The sequence below is a fragment of the Algibacter sp. L3A6 genome, assembly GCF_009796825.1.
Lineage (GTDB): Bacteria > Bacteroidota > Bacteroidia > Flavobacteriales > Flavobacteriaceae > Algibacter.
Genome location: NZ_CP047030.1, coordinates 334395 through 352736, shown reverse-complemented (window position 1 = coordinate 352736; position 18342 = coordinate 334395). Strand labels below are relative to the sequence as shown.

The window sequence follows — 18342 nt, the reverse complement described above, 5'->3', positions numbered from 1 at the left end:
ATGGAAACTATATATATATTAAATATACCTAATTTTTATACTTCCTATTACTTATTTGGTTTAAATCAGTCTTACAAGCTTAAATTTAAGATGGACAATAGGTTTATCAGGTATAACAATAAGCCTGTTTTAATTTTTGAAATACAGAATAAACTTGTGATTATTGATAATGATGATCCTGTTAAAGTTAGGCAGGAATTATATGATGTTTGTACAACTTACTTTGTAACAAATAAATTATTCGATAATAAATCTTTTGGGCAAGATAAAGTGAAGCCATTATTTCCTCATTATCCTGTAAATATTGTAAAATTATATTTAGGTCTTTATAATTTTAAATTATTGAAATATATTGGATTTAAACCAACTTTAAAGCAACTATATACTTTAATAAGGCGTCCGAATTACAAAAATTATTCTTATCAAAAACACGTTAGTAATTTTGTCTTTTTTTCTTCTAATATTTGGAAAAAAGAGTCTGAAGCTAATTTTATACGCGCTCAATTTATTAGCTTTTGCAAAGCAGATAGTCGCATTGTGTTTGAAGGGGGATTTGTTCCTCGTTCAGATGGTAATAATCAAGGTTTTGATAACGAACTCAATGCACGTAAATATAATCCTAAAACATTTTCGAAGCTAAGTGCTAATTCAAAAATAGTTCTTAATAATTCAGCGGTATGCGGCGCTGTAAGTTGGCGTTTGGCAGAATACTTGAATCAAGGTTTATTTGTGTTATCTTTTCCTTTTAAAATTGATCTACCAATAAAACTAGAGAATAATCAGAATATGTGTTTCGTAAATAATACTGATGAGTTTCCTGATGTTTTTGACAGAGTGTTTAATGATTCTAAGTATCATGCAGATATTTCAGAAGGAGGGAAAAGATATTTTTCAGAATATTGTACTCCAAAAGCACAAATAAATTACATTATTAAAAACATATAATAATCTTTATTTAATTTCTATATTATATGCGTTTTTTAATAATAAGTCATGTCTTGCATAAATCAAAGGGTCCAAAATGGTATGCTTATGCACCCTATGTGCGCGAGATGAATTTGTGGTTGAAACATGTAGATGAGGTAGAGATTGTTGCTCCAGTAACTGATATGTCCATTTCTGAGATAGACATAGCTTATAATCATGATCATATTACATTAACGCAAATACCAGCAATAGCCTTTATTAATATTAGTCGTGGAATAAAGTCATTATTGGCGTTACCATATATTTTTTTTAAACTTTGGAAAGCTTGTAAGCGTGCAGATCATATTCATTTAAGGTGTCCTGGTAATATTGGATTACTGGGGTGTGTTGTACAGGTTTTTTTTCCAAATAAAGTGAAAACAGCAAAATATGCAGGCAATTGGGATCCTAATGCAGATCAACCAAAGAGTTATCGTTTTCAAAAAACAATTTTAAGTAGCACCAAATGGACAAAAAAGATGACTGCCTTAGTGTATGGGGATTGGCCCAATCAGACTAAAAATATTAAATCCTTTTTTACCGCAACATATAAAGACCAAGATCGCACAGTACCTGTTACTCGTGACTATACAAAAGCATTAGCGTTTGTGTTTGTAGGGAGTTTGGTAACTGGTAAACGTCCGTTATTAGCTATTCAAATTGTGGAGCAATTACTAAGTCGCGGTTTTGAATGTAAATTACAAATATTTGGAGATGGTGTTTTAAAACCGAAATTGCAACAGTATATTGATGATAAACAACTAGGAAGCTCTATTGTTCTGCATGGTAATAAAACTAGTGAAACAGTAAAAACAGCTTTACAATCTGCTCATTTTACAATATTAGCTTCTAAGTCCGAAGGTTGGCCTAAAGCCTTGGCTGAAGCTATGTTTTTTGGAGTTATACCAATCGCAACGTCCATATCTTGTGTGCCAAATATGTTAGACTACGGTAACCGTGGTATACTTATAGCGCCTAATGTGGAGGACGCAGTTTCTAAAATAGTCTTAGCTTTAGAAGCTAATCAAGGGTTAGTAACGTTATCTAAATTAGCTTCCGACTGGTCACAACAGTATACTTTAGATGTATTTGAAAGTGAAATTAAAAAACTATTAAAGGCTTAGAATGAAAGTATTGCAACTTATAGATAGTTTGGAAGCAGGAGGCGCAGAACGTGTTGCTGTCAATTACGTTAATGGTTTGCTTGATTATGTAGATGGTAGTTATTTGTGTGCGACTAGGGCAGAAGGTCTTTTAAAATCTAGTGTAAATAATGCGGTTGGTTATTTGTTTTTAAACAAAAAAACGACTATTGATTTTAAGGCGATTTGGAGGTTATATCGTTTTATAAAAAAAGAAGGTATAACAGTAATACATGCACATTCTTCGTCTTATTTTTTGGCTACGTTGATTACTATTTTAAATCCAAAATTAAAATTGGTGTGGCATGATCACTATGGTAAAAGTGAGTTTTTAGAGCAACGTCCTAAACGTATTCTTCTATACTGCTCTAAATATTTTGATCACATATTTAGTGTCAATTCCAAATTAAAAGAGTGGGCTTCATCACAATTAAAAGCAAAAACAGTTAGTTATTTACCTAATTATGCTGTGGTTGGAGATACTGTATTGTCAACAGAATTAAAAGGTACGGAAGGTAAGCGTATTGTTTGTTTGGCTAATCTAAGACCACAAAAGGATCATTTAAATTTATTAAAAGCATTTAAATTAGTAGCTAAAAATAATCCAGATTGGACACTGCATTTGATTGGTAAAGATTTTGAAGATGCTTATTCTAGGCAAGTGTTTGAATATATTAAAAGCGGAGCATTGAAGGATCATGTCTTTTTTTATGGTAGTTGTGAAGATGTTTCTGCAATACTTTTAGCTTGCGATATAGGTGTTTTATCGTCTCAGTCAGAAGGCTTACCTTTGGCTTTATTAGAATATGGTTTGGCTAATTTGGCTGTTGTATCTACCAATGTAGGTGAGTGTAACCAAATTATTAAGAATGAAAAGACGGGTCTGTTAGTTAATGCTGAAGATAGTAATGCTTTAGGTAGTGCTATTATGTCTAGTATAGAGGATCTTAATTTAAGACGCGTACACGCTAAACAGTTAACCCGTTTAATTAACACTGATTTTTCGGAGACAAAAACACTACAAGCAATTGCAAACACTTATGCGTTATTATAAAATAAATGCAAAATAATTATTTAAAACTTTTAGGGATACACGTTTTAATAGGTGCTTTGATTTACCTCTTAAGACCTTTGGGTAATCTTTATTTTTATGGAATTTTTATTTATTTTTTAATTAGAATTATTAGTGCCAAAAAGCAATTAAAAACATTTGAGATTGTTAGAGCTTGTGCTTATGTTTTGGGAGCTGAGGTTATTTTACGAATGACTAACAGTGGGCCTTTTTATGAGGCTAGTAAATATATGGTTATAGTTTTTTCTGTTTTTGGTTTGTTTTATAATGGATTTAATAAAAAAGCGACACCTTATTTATTATATATATGTCTTATGATTCCGAGTATTTATGTCTCTTTGTATCTCTTGGAAGTTGATCAGAACATTAGAAAGGCAATTGCTTTTAACTTAAGTGGTCCAGTTACTTTAGGTGTTTCATCCTTATTTTGTTTTGGATTAAAAGTTACAAGAAAACAACTGGAGTCCATAGTTAATTTTATCTTATTTCCTTTAGTAAGTACACTTGTTTATGTTTTTATGTATAATCCAGATGTATCTGCAGTATCAACGGGTACGGGGTCAAACTTTGCGGCTTCTGGAGGATTTGGACCTAATCAAATGGCGACCGTTTTAGGTTTAGGTTTTTTCTTAATGACTGTTCGTTTTTTTTATTTTAGTAAAAGTAAAATTTTTCGATATTTAGATTTGATATTTGTATTGTTATTTGCTTTTAGGGCTATTGTTACGTTTAGTCGAGGAGGTGTATTTACTGCGATTTTTATGATTGTTGCGTTTATATTCATTCTATACAAAGTGATGGATAAAAGAAATAAAAGTAAAATGCGTCTATCTATAATGTTGTTCTTAATAATAGGCATTGTTACATGGGGTATTTCGGCTAGTCAAACAAATGGTATGATCGAAAAACGCTATGCTAATGAAAATGCAGCAGGACAAGAAAAAAACGACGTTACTACGGGTAGAGGTACTCTCTTTTTATTAGAATTTGAAGAGTTTATAGATAGCCCGTTTTTTGGTATTGGGGTTGGTAGAGCTAAAGAAATTAGATTTCAAAAAACAGGCATTCATGCGGCATCACACAACGAAGTTAGTCGTATTGTTGCAGAGCACGGTTTATTTGGAGTTTTAGCATTTTTGGTATTGCTATTGGTACCATTATTTTTTAGAATAGGTGACCGAAGTAATGTGTTATTTTATTCTTTTTATCTATTTTGGCTACTCACTATAAATCATTCAGCTATGCGTATTGCAGCGCCTGCATTTATTTATGCTTTAAGTTTATTACATATTGTTGATGAAAAAAATCTTCTACATAGGAAACAAATTATCGGAAAAAGGTAAAACAGAATCTACAATTGATACTTTAGAAGCTGACCTAAAAAGTTTGGGTTTTCAAGTTAATTCTGTTTCAAGCTATAGGTCTATAATACTTCGTTTTCTCGATATGCTTTGGGCTGTTTTTAAACATAGGAAAACAGTCGATTATGTATTAATCGATACTTATAGTACCTTAAATTTTTATTATGCCTATTTTGTTAGTCAGCTTTGTAGATGTTTCAAAATAAGCTATATACCCATATTACACGGAGGCGAATTGCCTAAACGGTTATTGAAATCACCTAAATTATCGAAAGCCGTATTTAAACATGCATTTAAAAATGTGGCGCCATCGTTATACTTAAAATCTCATTTTGAGGCCAATAATTATAATAATATAGTTTACATCCCGAACTCAATAAAAATAGAAGATTATAAATTTCAAAAGAAACCCTATGAATCAATAAAATTATTGTGGGTACGTTCTTTTTCGGAAATATACAACCCGACTTTAGCAATTCATATTTTAAAAGCTCTAAAAAATGAAAATATAGACGCTGAGTTGTGCATGATTGGTCCTGAGAAAGATGGAAGTTTAGAATCGACAAAATCATTAGCAAAAAGTTTGAATGTAGAAGTTGAGTTTACAGGCTTATTGTCTAAAAATGATTGGCATAAAAAAGCAGAAGGTTTTAATGTTTTTATAAACACCACTACCATTGATAATACACCGGTAAGTGTTATCGAAGCTATGGCTTTAGGCTTACCTGTAGTTTCTACAAATGTGGGAGGGATGCCGTTTTTAATAGATAGTAATAAAGACGGGGTGCTTGTCGAATCTAATAACGTTGAGGCTTTTGTATCTGCTATAAAAGTGTTAATTTCCGACGTTAATAAAGCCCAAGAGATGGCAAACCAGGCAAGACAAAAAGTAGAGGGCTATGCTTGGAGTAAAGTTAAGCACCAATGGTATAATCTCTTAAGTTAAATAAGGGCAGTCTTGTTAACTTTTATATCTTTACATCTCTCTAACTAGTGCAAAAAATGTTTAAAAGTAGCATCCATTTCGATATTTCGGAGCGTAAAGTTCTTTTGCGAATCATAGACGTTTTTGCGGTGCTTGTTATTTTATATACTGTTGGTAATTTTTTCGATTTTAATTATTTTATCATCAATAAAGAAAATTGGAAATGGGTATTTGTACTCGTTTTATACATGTCTATATTTGGGACTATTTTTGAACTCTACGATTTACAAAAGTCTAGTAAGCTAGATAAAACATTTGCTAATATTGTTTTTACGGCATCGACTACCGTGTTGTTTTATTTTCTAACACCACTTTTTACACCAGTTTTACCAGATAATAGGTTACAGATTTTGTATTTTTATTTTTCTATTGTGTCGGCATTGTTTGTCTGGAGATGGTTTTATGTTACTTTTATAACGTCGCCTAGATTTCATAAAAAAGCTTTAATTGTAGGCGAAATCTCAAGTATTCAATCTATAGTTGAAGCTTTTAAAAATTCCGATCCTAATTACAAAATCATTGGTTTTATTAATTGTGAAACAAAACAAGTTGATAATATAAAATTTACAGGAGCAAGAGAATTTAGTCCAACTGAAATTCATCAGGTTATTAAGGATGAAAATATATCAGAAATTGTAATTGCTAGTTATGATTCGGATTCTATAACACCAGAAATCTATCGTGATTTAATTACCTTATTAGAACGCGGTTTTCCTATAAAAGAATATACACAAGCTTACGAGGAAATGACTCAACGTGTTCCTGTTCAATTTGTAGGTAAGGATTTTTACAAGTATTTCCCTTTTAGCCGAAGTAATCACAATAAGTTGTATTTGTTTTTTAGAAGAGTATTCGATATTGCAATTTCGGTAATCGGTTTGATTGTTAGTTTGGTTTTTCTGCCTTTAATTTTTATTGGGAATTTAATAGGAAATAGAGGTTCACTTTTTTATACGCAAAAACGAATTGGTAAAAATGGAGTGCCTTTTCAGATTATAAAATATAGAAGTATGGTAGAAGATGCTGAAAAGGATGGTGCAGTTTGGGCTCAAAAAAACGACGCCAGAATAACACCGTTTGGTAAGTTTTTGAGGCATTCTAGATTAGATGAAATCCCTCAGTTTATCAATATTTTAAAAGGAGAAATGAGTTTAATTGGGCCAAGGCCTGAGCGTCCTCGTTTTGTGTCAGAGTTATCTAATTTATTACCGTTTTATGAAACTCGACATATTGTAAAACCAGGACTTACAGGTTGGGCACAAGTGAAAACGAGATATGGTAGTTCGGTAGACGATAGTTTGCTTAAACTTCAATACGATCTTTACTACATTAAGCATCGTAGTTTTTTCTTAGATATTAATATACTAGTAAAAACAATAAGCACTATGATATTCCTTAGAGGGCAATAAGCTGATTTTAACTCGATATTCTGAACAACCTAACATTCCTTAATCAATCTTAGAGCGAAGCTTTTAATTCAGCTCAAAACAACGATCTTTACTTTCTGTTATAGTATTTTATTATGTATAAGTAGCGAATAAATAAGGCTACTAATAGCGGGATTAATCCAATAGCAAATACTTGCACCCCAATACACCAATGTAGGGTGAGCAGGCACAGCATAATCACTAAGAATTTTAAGTATTTAGTAAACCAAGCGCTTGGCGTTTTTCTAAAAAGTTGTCCGATTACAAAAATGTTTAAAACAAATGCCCAAAGTAGGTTGTAGTTTTGATGTGTTCCTGTGTGGTCGGTCGCAAACCAAAGTAGTAAAATAACGACACCAATAATACCTGTGATAGAAAATAAACTAACATCTAACCAATTACTACGCTTTCCATTTTTATAATCTTTATACGTGATAAAAATTATAAAACATCCAATAAGGCCAATTATAAATAACGGACTTGTTAAAAATGAAGTCGATACATGTTTTTCCTTCTTATTAAATAAAATATGGTTTTGAGACACTAAAGGTTTGTTTCCATCTCCAATAGTTGCAACCTCAAAAAAACGATAGATGTTTTCTGGTAAAAACATGTGTTCTTCAGGAGTGGCTTGTCTATCAATTACAGAACCTAAGGCTAAATCTATACCAAAACTTCCCCATGAATTTTTCTTCACATTTTGGTAAATTAATGTTCTAAAAGTAGCATCTTCAAAATCTTTTGGTTTGTTAAAAGTTATGCTATTGTTTACTGAGGTATTAGTGACTTCTTTTATTTTTGTAGCGCAATTATCAAAAAAGAATTCGTAAAGATATCTACGGTTTTCTGGTTTGTAATTGTTAATTAGAAAATCGTAAAGTTTTTGTTTTTCAACTTGAGATAAATTTAAAACCTGTGCTTTTATACTTCGATTATAGTACATGTAAACCTGGTAAAACCTATTAAAGTCTGTTTTACTAATTAAATAATTAAGCTGACCTTGAGCAAATTTTAAATAAAAATTAGGAGAATCAAAGTCGTATTCGCCATAACCGTAAACCACATCTAAGCCGCGAGAAGCATCTTTTATTCTAAAGGCACTATGTCCAAAAGCATCATTTAATTCGTTTCCTGGGCCAACGGTAAGTACACTTATTTCGGCATTTTCAGACAGCAAATGCTCTTGAGCTTGTATAGCTTCAAACGAAAATAAAAGTATAAGTAGAAAATATATTTTTTTCATATAACATAGAAATTATCTAAAAACGCTTAAGTCAATTTTTAACGAAAACACATTAGAGTAAAGCGCAACACTTTGGTCGCCAATATCGGTAAAAGCATAATCTACCTGAATGCCGTTGTATTTGAAACCAACACCAAAACTAGGTTGAAAGCTAAGTTGCTCCGTATTATCGAGCTGTAATTCATTCTGAAAATTCCCCATTCCGGCACGTAAATATACCATATCGATATAGCCAAATTCAAAACCTAATGCAGGATTGATACTCGCTACAGAAGACGAAATAATATCATTATTTTCTTCAAACCTCACATTCAGGTTTACAGCTGTTAATAAGGTATAATCGTAATTAAAATCTACAAGTTTAGAAATTCCTATTTGTAATTTAGGAATGGTAATTTCGGTAGTTTCAGGTAACTCTTGGTTCTGTCCTTCAACAGCATCTTGCACGGTTGCAAATTCTTCTTCATCAATGGCCCAAGAATTAAACGTTGTGGTGATATCGCGAGCCATAACACCAAATTTCCAATCGTTTTCGGTTTCAAACTGAACACCTAAATCGAATCCAAAACCCCATGAAGATGCAAAATCACCAATAACACGACGGATCACTTTAGCATTTATACCATAATTTAAGCCTTGTACAGGCAATGCTCTAGCGTAAGAAAATGTTAATCCATAATCCGCTGTAGAAAATAAGCTAATTCTGTCGTAGTTAATATTGCCCTGATCGTCAATTAATTGTGTGGTGTTCAAAATATCGTCAACAGCAAATCGTATTAACGAGATTCCAATGGCACTTCTATCGTCTAAAGGCATGGCATAAGCCGCATAATCGTAATTCGCAATATTTGCAAAGTAGCTCGAGTGCATTAATGAAAGTTGATTGTCTTCTAGCTTTAAAAGTCCTGCCGGATTCCAGTACCCAGAATTAACATCGGCAGAATGCGAAGTTACGGCGCTACTCATACCTAATGCCGCCGCATCTACACCAATATTCATAAATTCGTTCGAGTATTTTCTAACCGTTTGGCTAAATACCGAAATAGATAATATAAAGAATAAGGTGGTCAGGTTAAGTTTCAATCGTAAATTTTTTACAAAGATGCACATAATACCTATTTAATCATAAAATTTCAAATTGAAACTTCAACTTATTTGCTGTCTAATGGCGTAATATTTAAGTCTATAAACTTGAATTTACGATAGATATTGTTTTAGACGAAATTTGTTTGCTATTTTTACAAACTTAAAAGACTAAATATGAAGAAACACATACCTAATGCCATTACGCTTTTAAATTTGTTAAGCGGATGTATTGCTGTTATTTTAGCGGTAAATGATGATTTTGTTGCAGCAGCATTATTTGTGTTTTTAGGCATATTTTTCGATTTCTTTGATGGTCTTGCAGCAAGAAAACTAAATGTATCTAGCCCATTGGGATTACAGTTAGATTCTCTGGCAGATATGGTAACCAGTGGTTTGGTTCCTGGAATTATAATGTATAAACTATTAATGTTAGCTACGGGTGGTTTTGTAGATTATTCTGAAGCTTCGCATTGGCAAGAGCATTCTAGTTGGATTGGTACTGAATTGCAAATTTTGCCATTAATGGGATTGTTGGTCACTTTAGGATCGGCATATCGATTAGCAAAATTTAATATTGATGAAGATCAACAAACCTACTTTAAAGGCTTGCCAACACCTGCAAATGCACTTTTAATACTGTCGTTACCTCTTATTCTAGAATTTCAAAATAGTGACCTTATAAACTCTATTATTTTGAATAAATGGTTTTTAATAGGCCTTACGCTACTAAGTTGCTACATATTAAATGCCAATATAAAATTATTCGCCTTAAAATTTAAAAATTATGGTTTTAAGGATAATGTAATGCGCTATATTTTTCTAATTTTGTGCGTTGTACTTTTAATTGTTTTACAGTTTGCAGCCATACCTTTAATAATAATTCTTTATATATTTTTATCTGTTATAGATAATTTAAACTCCAAATAATTTACCAATGTTAGAAAACATTTTCACGCTATTAATGCTAGTTCTTTTACAAGCTGTTTTAGGATTCGATAACTTATTATACATTTCATTAGAAAGTAAAAAAGCTCCGGAAAGCGAGCAAAAACGGGTGCGTAAGGTTGGTATTTTAATCGCCATTGTTTTAAGAATAGTACTTCTATTTGTTTTAGTTTCCATTATTGGGTTTTTTAAAGAACCGTTTTCATTCTTAACAGGTGGTATTGGTGATATTCTTCATTTTGCATTCAATGGGCATAGTATTATTGTGTTAGTCGGTGGCGGATTTATAATCTACACAGCCATTAAGGAAATCTGGCACATGATTTCTAATCATGATTTAGAGCATAATGTAGAAGGTGGTGATGGCAAGCGTTTAAAATCTGCTAATGCCGTTATTACTAGTATTGTAATTATGAATTTAGTATTCTCTTTTGATTCTATTCTGGCCGCAATTGGGCTTACTAGTCATTTAGAAAACACAACCGCAGCGTTTATAATTATGGCCATTGCTATTGTTGCAAGTGGATTATTAATGTTGGTGTTAGCCGATAAAATTTCTTCATTCTTAGCTAAAAATAGAATGTACGAAGTACTTGGTTTATTCATTCTTTTTATAGTTGGTATTATGCTAGTTACCGAAGGTGGTCACTTAGCGCATATCAATATATTTGGTGAAAATATTGTACCAATGAGTAAAACAACGTTCTATTTTGTATTAGCGGTTTTAGTTATTGTAGATGTGGTGCAAGGGCGTTACCAAAAGAAATTATTAAAAGAACAAGCTGCTAAAAATAAATAGTTTACCGATATGCAAAATATTTCATTTCCATTAAATTTTAAGTTTAACATTTCAACTTTTGCTAACGATTTTGTTGCAACCGATGCTTCTGGAGCTACCGTTGCCTACGTTAGGCAAAAAATGTTTAAGCTTAAAGAAGATATTCTTATCTATAATGATGAAAACAAGACTGAAGTAAATTATAGAATACAAGCAGATAGATGGATCGATTTTTCTGCGGCCTACAGTTTTAAAGATAAAGCTGGTAATGAGCTTGGTAAAATTGCAAGAAAGGGATGGAGGTCCATTTGGAAAGCGCAATATGAACTTATTGATCAAAACCAAAAATTACAGTATCACATTCGTGAAGATAATGCTTGGGTAAAAGTATTCGATTCTATGTTTGGTGAAATACCAATTCTAGGGATGTTTACAGGGTATTTTTTCAATCCGAGTTATAGTGTAATCGATTTAAATAATAAAGCTGTGGTTAAGCTTAAAAAAGAAGGATCGTTTTTTGGAAGAAAGTTTAGTGTTTCTAAATTACAAGAAATTGATAAAGACGATGAATACCGTATTCTTTTAGGTTTAATGATGATGGTATTGTTAGAAAGAAGAAAAGGATAATTAATTTACTATGTTGTTTTTAATTTTGGAGAGGTGTTTGGCTTTTCGATTCCTTTAAGAATAGCTAGAAATAATAAAAGCCGTTAGTAATAAGTTTATCACTAACGGCTTTTTTATAGTATTATGTGAGGTAATGTTTTACTCTCTAATCTTTTTTCTACGCAACTCAAAGTTCTGGCCTAAATATACTTTACGCACCATTTCATCACTAGCCAATTCTTCTGGCTCACCAGCTTTTAAAATACTACCTTCAAACATTAAGTATGTTCTATCGGTAATGGCTAGTGTTTCTTGTACGTTATGATCGGTAATTAAGATACCAATATTCTTTTTAGTGAGTTGTGCTACAATACGTTGAATATCTTCTACAGCCACAGGGTCTACACCGGCAAAAGGTTCATCGAGTAGAATAAAACTAGGGTCGGTTGCTAAAGCACGAGCAATTTCTGTTCTACGACGCTCACCACCAGACAATAAATCGCCACGAGATTTTCTAATATGTCCTAAACCAAACTCATCAATAAGAGATTCCATTTTATGGACTTGTTCTTTCTTGCTTAATTTGGTAAGTTGTAATACACTTAAAATATTATCTTCAATACTTAGTTTTCTAAATACCGAAGCTTCTTGCGCCAAGTAACCAATACCGTTTTGTGCACGCTTGTACATTGGGTAGTTGGTAATCTCTTTGTTATCAAGAAAGATATGGCCACCGTTAGGTTTTACTAAACCAACAATCATGTAAAAAGATGTTGTTTTTCCGGCTCCATTAGGGCCTAAAAGTCCAACAATTTCACCTTGGTTAACTTCAAGAGAAATATCTTTTACAACTTTTCGTCCGCTATAGGACTTCATTAAATTTTCGGCTTTTAAAATCATATCTTTATAATGAACGTTAAAAATAGTGAAATCATATACACTTCTTTAACAGTTGTTGGTTTTTTATGTTTTTATTGGGTTTTGCTATCTTCTTCCAAAGCATCCCAAAACTCATAAGCACGACGTAAATGCGGAATTACAATAGTTCCGCCTACTAAGGTTGCAATACCTAAAGCTTCTACAACTTCTTCTTTTTTTAGTCCAATTTTATAACTGGTTTCTAAGTGGTATTTTACACAATCGTCGCAGCGTAAAACAGTAGAAGCTACCAAACCAAGTAACTCTTTAGTTTTTACATCTAGAGCTCCTTCCGCGAAAGCGTTAGTATCTAAATTAAAAATACGCTTTATAATTTTATTGTTATCCCCTAAAATTTTATCGTTCATTTTAGAACGGTAATCGTTGAATTCTTTAACTGACTCTGACATTTTTTTTCTCTTTTCGTTTTTGATTTCTAATCACTATTTTAGAAATAGTGATGCTTACTTGGTACAAAATTATAATAGGAATTGCCACAATAACCTGACTGGCAATATCTGGAGGCGTAATAATTGCAGATAAAATTAATACAATTACCATTGCGTATTTTCGATAAGTTTTTAAGAACTCTGGCGTAACCAAACCTATTTTTGTTAGAAAATAAATAATGATTGGTAACTCGAAAATTAATCCCGAAGCTAATGCTGAAGCACGAACTAAGGCAATATAAGAGCTAATATCTATTTGGTTATCTACCATAGACGATATGCTATAGTTTGCCAAGAAATTAATAGATAGCGGTGTGATAATATAGTAGCCAAAAAGTACGCCTATAAAAAATAGGAGTGAGCAAATAATGATAAAACCACGCGAATGCTTACGTTCTTCTTTATGTAAACCAGGACTAATAAAACTCCATAATTGGTAGATTACGTAAGGAAATGAGATTATGAATCCGCCTAAAATGGCCGTCCAAATATCGGCAGAAAATTGCCCTGCCATAGTTCGGTTTTGTAAAATTAACGGAATTTTGTCGGCACAAAATGTGGTGGTAACATCAAGAAATTGAGCCGCTTTACACAAGAAATCGTAAGTGGGAAAATCCATGTGCAGTGGCGCAAAAATAATTTCGTCGAAAATAAAACGACTAAAAATATATGCCAACGTTGCCACAATCATTACAGCCGAGCAAATTCTAATTAAGTGCCAGCGTAAATCTTCAAGATGGTCTAAAAAAGACATCTCATTAATATCCTTTTTTGCCATTATATAATACCTTCTTTTATTAAATCGTGTAAGTGCACAACACCTGCATATTTGCCTTCGTGCTCAACTAAAAGTTGCGAAATATCGTTGGCTTCCATAATTTCTAAAGCCTCAATAGCCATGGCATTTGCCTGGATACGTTTAGGGTTGGCACCCATAATATCTTTAGCGGTAAGTTTAGAAAAATCATCTACTTTGGTAAGCATTCTACGTAAATCACCATCGGTAATTATACCTATAATTTCGTTGTTTTCTACAACAGCAGTAACACCGAGCATTTTTGCAGTAATTTCTACAATTACTTCTTTAATACTCGCGTCGCCATTAACTGCAGGTTTTTCGTTGGTGGAAGAGATGTCTTCAACCCTTAAATATAGTTTTTTACCTAATGCGCCACCAGGATGGTATTTAGCAAAATCTGTACTCGAAAAACCACGTAAATTTAACAAACAAACGGCAAGTGCATCACCAATTACTAACTGTGCAGTTGTGCTTGTTGTTGGTGCTAAATTATTTGGGCAAGCTTCTTTCTCCACGTAAGCATTTAAAACATAATCAGCATGTTGCGCTAAAAATGAATTTGTGTTTCCGGTAATAGCAATCATTTTATTGTTTGCTCGTTTTATCAACGGAATTATAACTTTTATTTCTGGAGTGTTACCGCTTTTCGATAAGCAGATTACTACATCATCGTTTAAAATTAAACCCAAATCGCCATGTATGGCATCGGCAGCATGCATAAAAATAGCAGGCGTTCCGGTAGAGTTTAAAGTAGCCACTATTTTATTACCAATAATAGCACTTTTGCCAATACCTGTAATAATAACGCGACCTTTGGAGTTATAGATAAGATTTACAGCAGCTGCAAAATCTTCTGTTACTAAGCTAGATAAGTTTAAAATGGCTTTACTTTCCATTTCAATTGTTTGCTTAGCAGTTTCAATAATAGAATTTTCTGTACTCAAAATTTATTATTTTTTATAGTTGAAGCATTAAAGATTTTATTATCTTTAAACTTGATAACCAAATTAATTTTATTTTAACTTGTTTTTTTCGTTGCAAAACTAACGAAAAAAAGATTGAGACTCTCTAAATACGCAATGAAATTGAAAGCAATTAACAGGCTTTTGTGTGTATACAATTTGCAAGTAAGAAATAATTTATACAATTCATGTTGACAGTTAAAAAAGAAATACACAGTGCCTTAAAAAAATATTTTGGATTCAATCAATTCAAAGGACTGCAAGAAGATGTAGTAACAAGTATTATTTCGGGCAATCACACATTCGTGATCATGCCTACAGGTGGTGGTAAATCGCTATGTTACCAACTACCTGCGTTAATGCAAGAAGGTACAGCAATTGTGGTATCGCCACTAATTGCTTTAATGAAAAATCAAGTTGATGCTATTCGAGGGATTTCGAATGAAGAAGGCGTTGCGCATGTATTAAATTCATCTCTAAACAAAACCGAAGTTAAGCGGGTAAAGGAAGATATTGTAAATGGGGTAACCAAATTACTTTATGTGGCTCCGGAGTCGTTAACAAAAGAGGAAAATGTTGAATTTTTACGTACTGTAAAAATATCATTCATGGCCGTCGATGAGGCGCACTGTATTAGTGAATGGGGACACGATTTTAGACCAGAATATAGAAATTTAAGACATATTATCGGGCGTATAGGCGATAATATTCCAATTATTGGCCTTACTGCAACGGCAACACCTAAAGTACAAGAAGATATTATTAAAAACTTGGGCATTTCGGGAGCAACAACATTTAAGGCTTCCTTTAATAGACCCAATTTATATTACGAAGTACGCTCAAAAACTAAAAATGTAGATGCCGATATTATTCGCTTTGTAAAGCAAAACGATGGTAAATCGGGTATTATATATTGCTTAAGTCGTAAGCGGGTAGAAGAGTTGGCGCAAGTTTTACAAGTAAACGGTATAAACGCGTTGCCTTACCATGCAGGTTTAGATGCAAAAACAAGATCGAGCCATCAAGATAAATTCTTAATGGAAGATTGTGATGTTATTGTAGCAACCATAGCCTTTGGTATGGGAATCGATAAACCCGATGTACGCTTTGTAATCCATCACGACATCCCAAAAAGTATAGAAAGTTATTACCAAGAAACCGGTCGTGCAGGTCGCGATGGTGGCGAGGGGCACTGCTTAGCTTACTATGCTTATAAAGATATAGAGAAATTAGAAAAATTTATGTCTGGTAAGCCAGTGGCCGAGCAAGAAATTGGGCATGCCTTACTGCAAGAAGTTGTTGCTTTCGCAGAAACTTCTATTTCCCGACGTAAATTTATTCTCCATTATTTTGGAGAAGAATTTGATACCGAAACCGGCGAAGGTGGAGATATGGACGACAACGTTAGGCATCCAAAAAAGAAAGTGGAAGCCCAAGACGAAGTTAAAATTCTACTAAATACCATTTCTAAAACCAACGAGAAGTACAAATCTAAAGATTTGGTAAACGTTATTATAGGTAAAGAAAACGCACTTATAAATTCTCATAAAACCAACGAGCAAGACTTTTTTGGAAAAGGGAAAGCTAGAGATAATAAATACTGGATGGCCCTTTTGCGCCAAGTATTAGTATCAGGATTTCTTAAAAAAGATATTGAAACCTATGGTGTTATAAAATTAAAAGATGCTGGTCGCGATTTTATAGCAAATCCAGAATCTTTCATGATGACGGAAGATCATATTTTTGATGGCGCACAAGAAGATGGCTCTGTAGTTACGGCAGCGAAAGGTGCAAATGCCGTTGCCGACGCTACTTTAATGCGTATGCTAAAAGATTTACGTAAAAAGAATGCTAAAAAATTAGGTGTACCACCATTTGTGGTTTTTCAAGATCCATCTTTAGAAGATATGGCGCTTAAATATCCTGTAACCATTGTTGAACTTGGTAATGTACACGGTGTAGGCGACGGAAAAGCTAAGAAGTATGGTAAAGATTTTGTGGCACTTATAGCGCAATATGTAGAAGATAATGATATTACACGTCCTGACGATTTAGTTGTGAAATCTACAGGGAGCAACTCCGCAAACAAGCTGTACATTATTCAAAACGTAGACCGTAAACTTCCGCTAGATGATATTGCATCGTCGAAAGGGATGTCTATGAGCGATTTTATTAAAGAAATGGAAGCCATTGTGTATTCTGGTACTAAATTAAATATTACGTACTGGGTAGACGATATTCTAGATGAAGATCAACAAGAAGAAATTCACGATTATTTTATGGAGTCTAGTACTGATAGTATATCTGATGCTATTGAAGAATTTGATGGTGATTACGACGACGAAGAACTTCGATTATACCGTATAAAATTTATTAGCGAAGTAGCCAACTAAAATATGGGTGTTACCCGAAAGGGTCGGGCTTTCACTACTCAATCTGTTTGTTTTTTTTAAGGAAAAACAAACAGGATTTCAAACATGCCGTTCAATCCCTAACGCGAGCTATTGCTTGGTTTAAGGATGTTCGTTAATGGTTTGTTTTGTTAAATAGGGTAGTAATCGCGTTTCTTAGATTTGAAATCTTTTATTATACCACTTTTTATATTTTCTATTTTTTATCTGTTTTGGTTTAGGGAAACTTGTAAACGCCTTGCAAGAACCCAAATTGGGGTTCGTTTCTCCGTAGATATTGTAGGGGATAATTGTGTATATAGGCGCAGCCTTTTCCTTTTGTTCGTTATATGCCCATGTATAATTCATGGTTATTACTAGCTCTTCTTTCGATTTGTATCGGTGTGCATAATTAATGTCAGGTCCCTCTTTTATATATGGAATTTCGGCCAAAATATCAACATCGGCTCTTACGCTATAGTATTCCGAGTTCCAATCACACGTAATAATTTCGGTTGATTTCACCTTCATCAAGTAGATTTTTGTAGCGTATTCACCTTCATAGTTACAGCAATCGCAATAATCCAAAATATAGGGATCTGTATTTAAAAATTCAGAAACTTGTTCTGCTTGTTGTAAGGTTAAATTATCCCATGCATCAGCACACAATAATCGTGGGATTATAAGTAAAAATATAATTAAGGTGTTTTTCATTTTATCTTTTGGTTAATGAGGTTATGGCAGTATTTGTTGTTATTTCGACATTGCGAAAGGAGTTAAAATTTTAGCTAGATTTTTGTTTCGAATCGCAAGGCGAAGTTATTTATTTTCAAGATACTAAGAGATGTTTAGTTAGGAAATAATAATAATATAGAAAGTCGATATATTGTGAGGCATAACCTTTAAAACAGCAAAACGTTATGATAATCATAAAACTTTAAAATTTTCTGCTAAAAATTTGGATATTAACCTTAATTAATTGAATATTTGCATTCACAAAGTTCAATAAACTTACTGAAATGTTATCAAGAAAGGTGGAGGGATAGACCCGCTGAAGCCTTAGCAACCCTTTACACTTAGTAATGAAGGTGCTAAATTCTACTTAAATTACCAATTCATTTATTGGTGTTTGGATAGATAACTAACAAGAATTGCTTTCTGCAATTTTAAAACTTCTTATAACATTTTTCTATTAAGTACACTTTTTTAAAGT

17 protein-coding genes and 1 riboswitch are annotated in these 18342 nt (G+C 32.8%); of the genes, 10 read left to right on the top strand and 7 right to left on the bottom strand.

The window, feature by feature from the left end:
- Genes GQR98_RS01460 through GQR98_RS01435 form a run of 6 tightly spaced genes read left to right on the top strand, consistent with a single transcriptional unit; the run spans position 1 to position 6935 of the window.
- Positions 1–945: a hypothetical protein gene (locus tag GQR98_RS01460; RefSeq protein ID WP_159017950.1), complete on the top strand. Its 945-nt coding sequence runs from the start codon at positions 1–3 to the stop codon at positions 943–945.
- A gap of 53 nt (positions 946–998) precedes the next feature.
- Entirely contained in the window at positions 999–2090 is a 1092-nt protein-coding gene (locus GQR98_RS01455) for a glycosyltransferase (RefSeq protein WP_317164206.1), read from the top strand.
- Position 2091: 1 nt separating this feature from the next.
- Complete coding sequence (locus tag GQR98_RS01450) at positions 2092–3162, top strand: glycosyltransferase (protein WP_159017948.1); 1071 nt, start codon at positions 2092–2094, stop codon at positions 3160–3162.
- A gap of 5 nt (positions 3163–3167) precedes the next feature.
- Positions 3168–4523: an O-antigen ligase family protein gene (locus GQR98_RS01445; protein ID WP_159017947.1), complete on the top strand. Its 1356-nt coding sequence runs from the start codon at positions 3168–3170 to the stop codon at positions 4521–4523.
- Complete coding sequence (locus GQR98_RS01440) at positions 4477–5487, top strand: glycosyltransferase family 4 protein (RefSeq protein ID WP_159017946.1); 1011 nt, start codon at positions 4477–4479, stop codon at positions 5485–5487. The genes GQR98_RS01445 and GQR98_RS01440 overlap by 47 nt, the downstream gene beginning before the upstream one ends.
- Before the next feature lie 56 nt (positions 5488–5543).
- Positions 5544–6935 (top strand): sugar transferase, encoded by a 1392-nt coding sequence (locus GQR98_RS01435; RefSeq protein WP_159017945.1) that lies wholly within the window; start codon positions 5544–5546, stop codon positions 6933–6935.
- 88 nt (positions 6936–7023) lie between these two features.
- Here the strand turns inward: GQR98_RS01435 and GQR98_RS01430 are convergent, their stop codons facing one another.
- Both GQR98_RS01430 and GQR98_RS01425 read right to left on the bottom strand, forming a co-directional pair.
- Complete coding sequence (locus GQR98_RS01430; RefSeq protein WP_159017944.1) at positions 7024–8196, bottom strand: DUF4105 domain-containing protein; 1173 nt, start codon at positions 8194–8196, stop codon at positions 7024–7026.
- Between the two features lie 12 nt (positions 8197–8208).
- Positions 8209–9279, bottom strand: a complete 1071-nt coding sequence (locus GQR98_RS01425; protein ID WP_233268059.1) for a PorV/PorQ family protein — start codon at positions 9277–9279, stop codon at positions 8209–8211.
- A gap of 177 nt (positions 9280–9456) precedes the next feature.
- On the opposite strand from GQR98_RS01425, the gene GQR98_RS01420 reads away from it, so the two are divergent.
- From GQR98_RS01420 to GQR98_RS01410, 3 genes are read left to right on the top strand one after another with little or no spacing between them, the layout of a single operon-like run.
- A complete protein-coding gene (locus tag GQR98_RS01420; protein ID WP_133967016.1) occupies positions 9457–10209 on the top strand; it encodes a CDP-alcohol phosphatidyltransferase family protein in 753 nt (250 codons plus the stop codon).
- 7 nt (positions 10210–10216) lie between these two features.
- A complete protein-coding gene (locus GQR98_RS01415; RefSeq protein ID WP_074938237.1) occupies positions 10217–11026 on the top strand; it encodes a TerC family protein in 810 nt (269 codons plus the stop codon).
- Positions 11027–11035: 9 nt separating this feature from the next.
- Positions 11036–11632: a hypothetical protein gene (locus GQR98_RS01410; protein WP_159017942.1), complete on the top strand. Its 597-nt coding sequence runs from the start codon at positions 11036–11038 to the stop codon at positions 11630–11632.
- Positions 11633–11770: 138 nt separating this feature from the next.
- Here the strand turns inward: GQR98_RS01410 and lptB are convergent, their stop codons facing one another.
- The 4 genes from lptB to GQR98_RS01390 form a co-directional block, all read right to left on the bottom strand.
- The gene (gene lptB, locus GQR98_RS01405) at positions 11771–12511 is read right to left on the bottom strand and encodes an LPS export ABC transporter ATP-binding protein (RefSeq protein ID WP_042503199.1); all 741 of its coding nucleotides are present in this window, start codon (positions 12509–12511) and stop codon (positions 11771–11773) included.
- Between the two features lie 71 nt (positions 12512–12582).
- Complete coding sequence (locus GQR98_RS01400; RefSeq protein ID WP_074938235.1) at positions 12583–12939, bottom strand: carboxymuconolactone decarboxylase family protein; 357 nt, start codon at positions 12937–12939, stop codon at positions 12583–12585.
- The gene (gene tatC / locus GQR98_RS01395; protein WP_042503198.1) at positions 12923–13756 is read right to left on the bottom strand and encodes a twin-arginine translocase subunit TatC; all 834 of its coding nucleotides are present in this window, start codon (positions 13754–13756) and stop codon (positions 12923–12925) included. The genes GQR98_RS01400 and tatC overlap by 17 nt, the downstream gene beginning before the upstream one ends.
- The gene (locus GQR98_RS01390) at positions 13756–14721 is read right to left on the bottom strand and encodes an SIS domain-containing protein (RefSeq protein ID WP_199270255.1); all 966 of its coding nucleotides are present in this window, start codon (positions 14719–14721) and stop codon (positions 13756–13758) included. Before GQR98_RS01390 ends, tatC begins: the two co-directional genes overlap by 1 nt.
- Positions 14722–14927: 206 nt before the next feature.
- Here GQR98_RS01390 and GQR98_RS01385 point away from each other — a divergent pair, with 206 nt between their 5' ends.
- Positions 14928–17132 carry an ATP-dependent DNA helicase RecQ gene (locus GQR98_RS01385; RefSeq protein ID WP_159017941.1) on the top strand — a complete coding sequence of 735 codons (2205 nt, stop codon included), beginning with the start codon at positions 14928–14930 and terminating at the stop codon, positions 17130–17132.
- 174 nt (positions 17133–17306) lie between these two features.
- Here GQR98_RS01385 and GQR98_RS01380 read toward each other — a convergent pair whose 3' ends face one another.
- Positions 17307–17843: a hypothetical protein gene (locus GQR98_RS01380; protein ID WP_159017940.1), complete on the bottom strand. Its 537-nt coding sequence runs from the start codon at positions 17841–17843 to the stop codon at positions 17307–17309.
- A 305-nt stretch (positions 17844–18148) separates the two neighbouring features.
- A riboswitch (SAM riboswitch) is annotated at positions 18149–18273 on the top strand.
- The last annotated feature ends 69 nt before the right edge of the window (positions 18274–18342 follow it).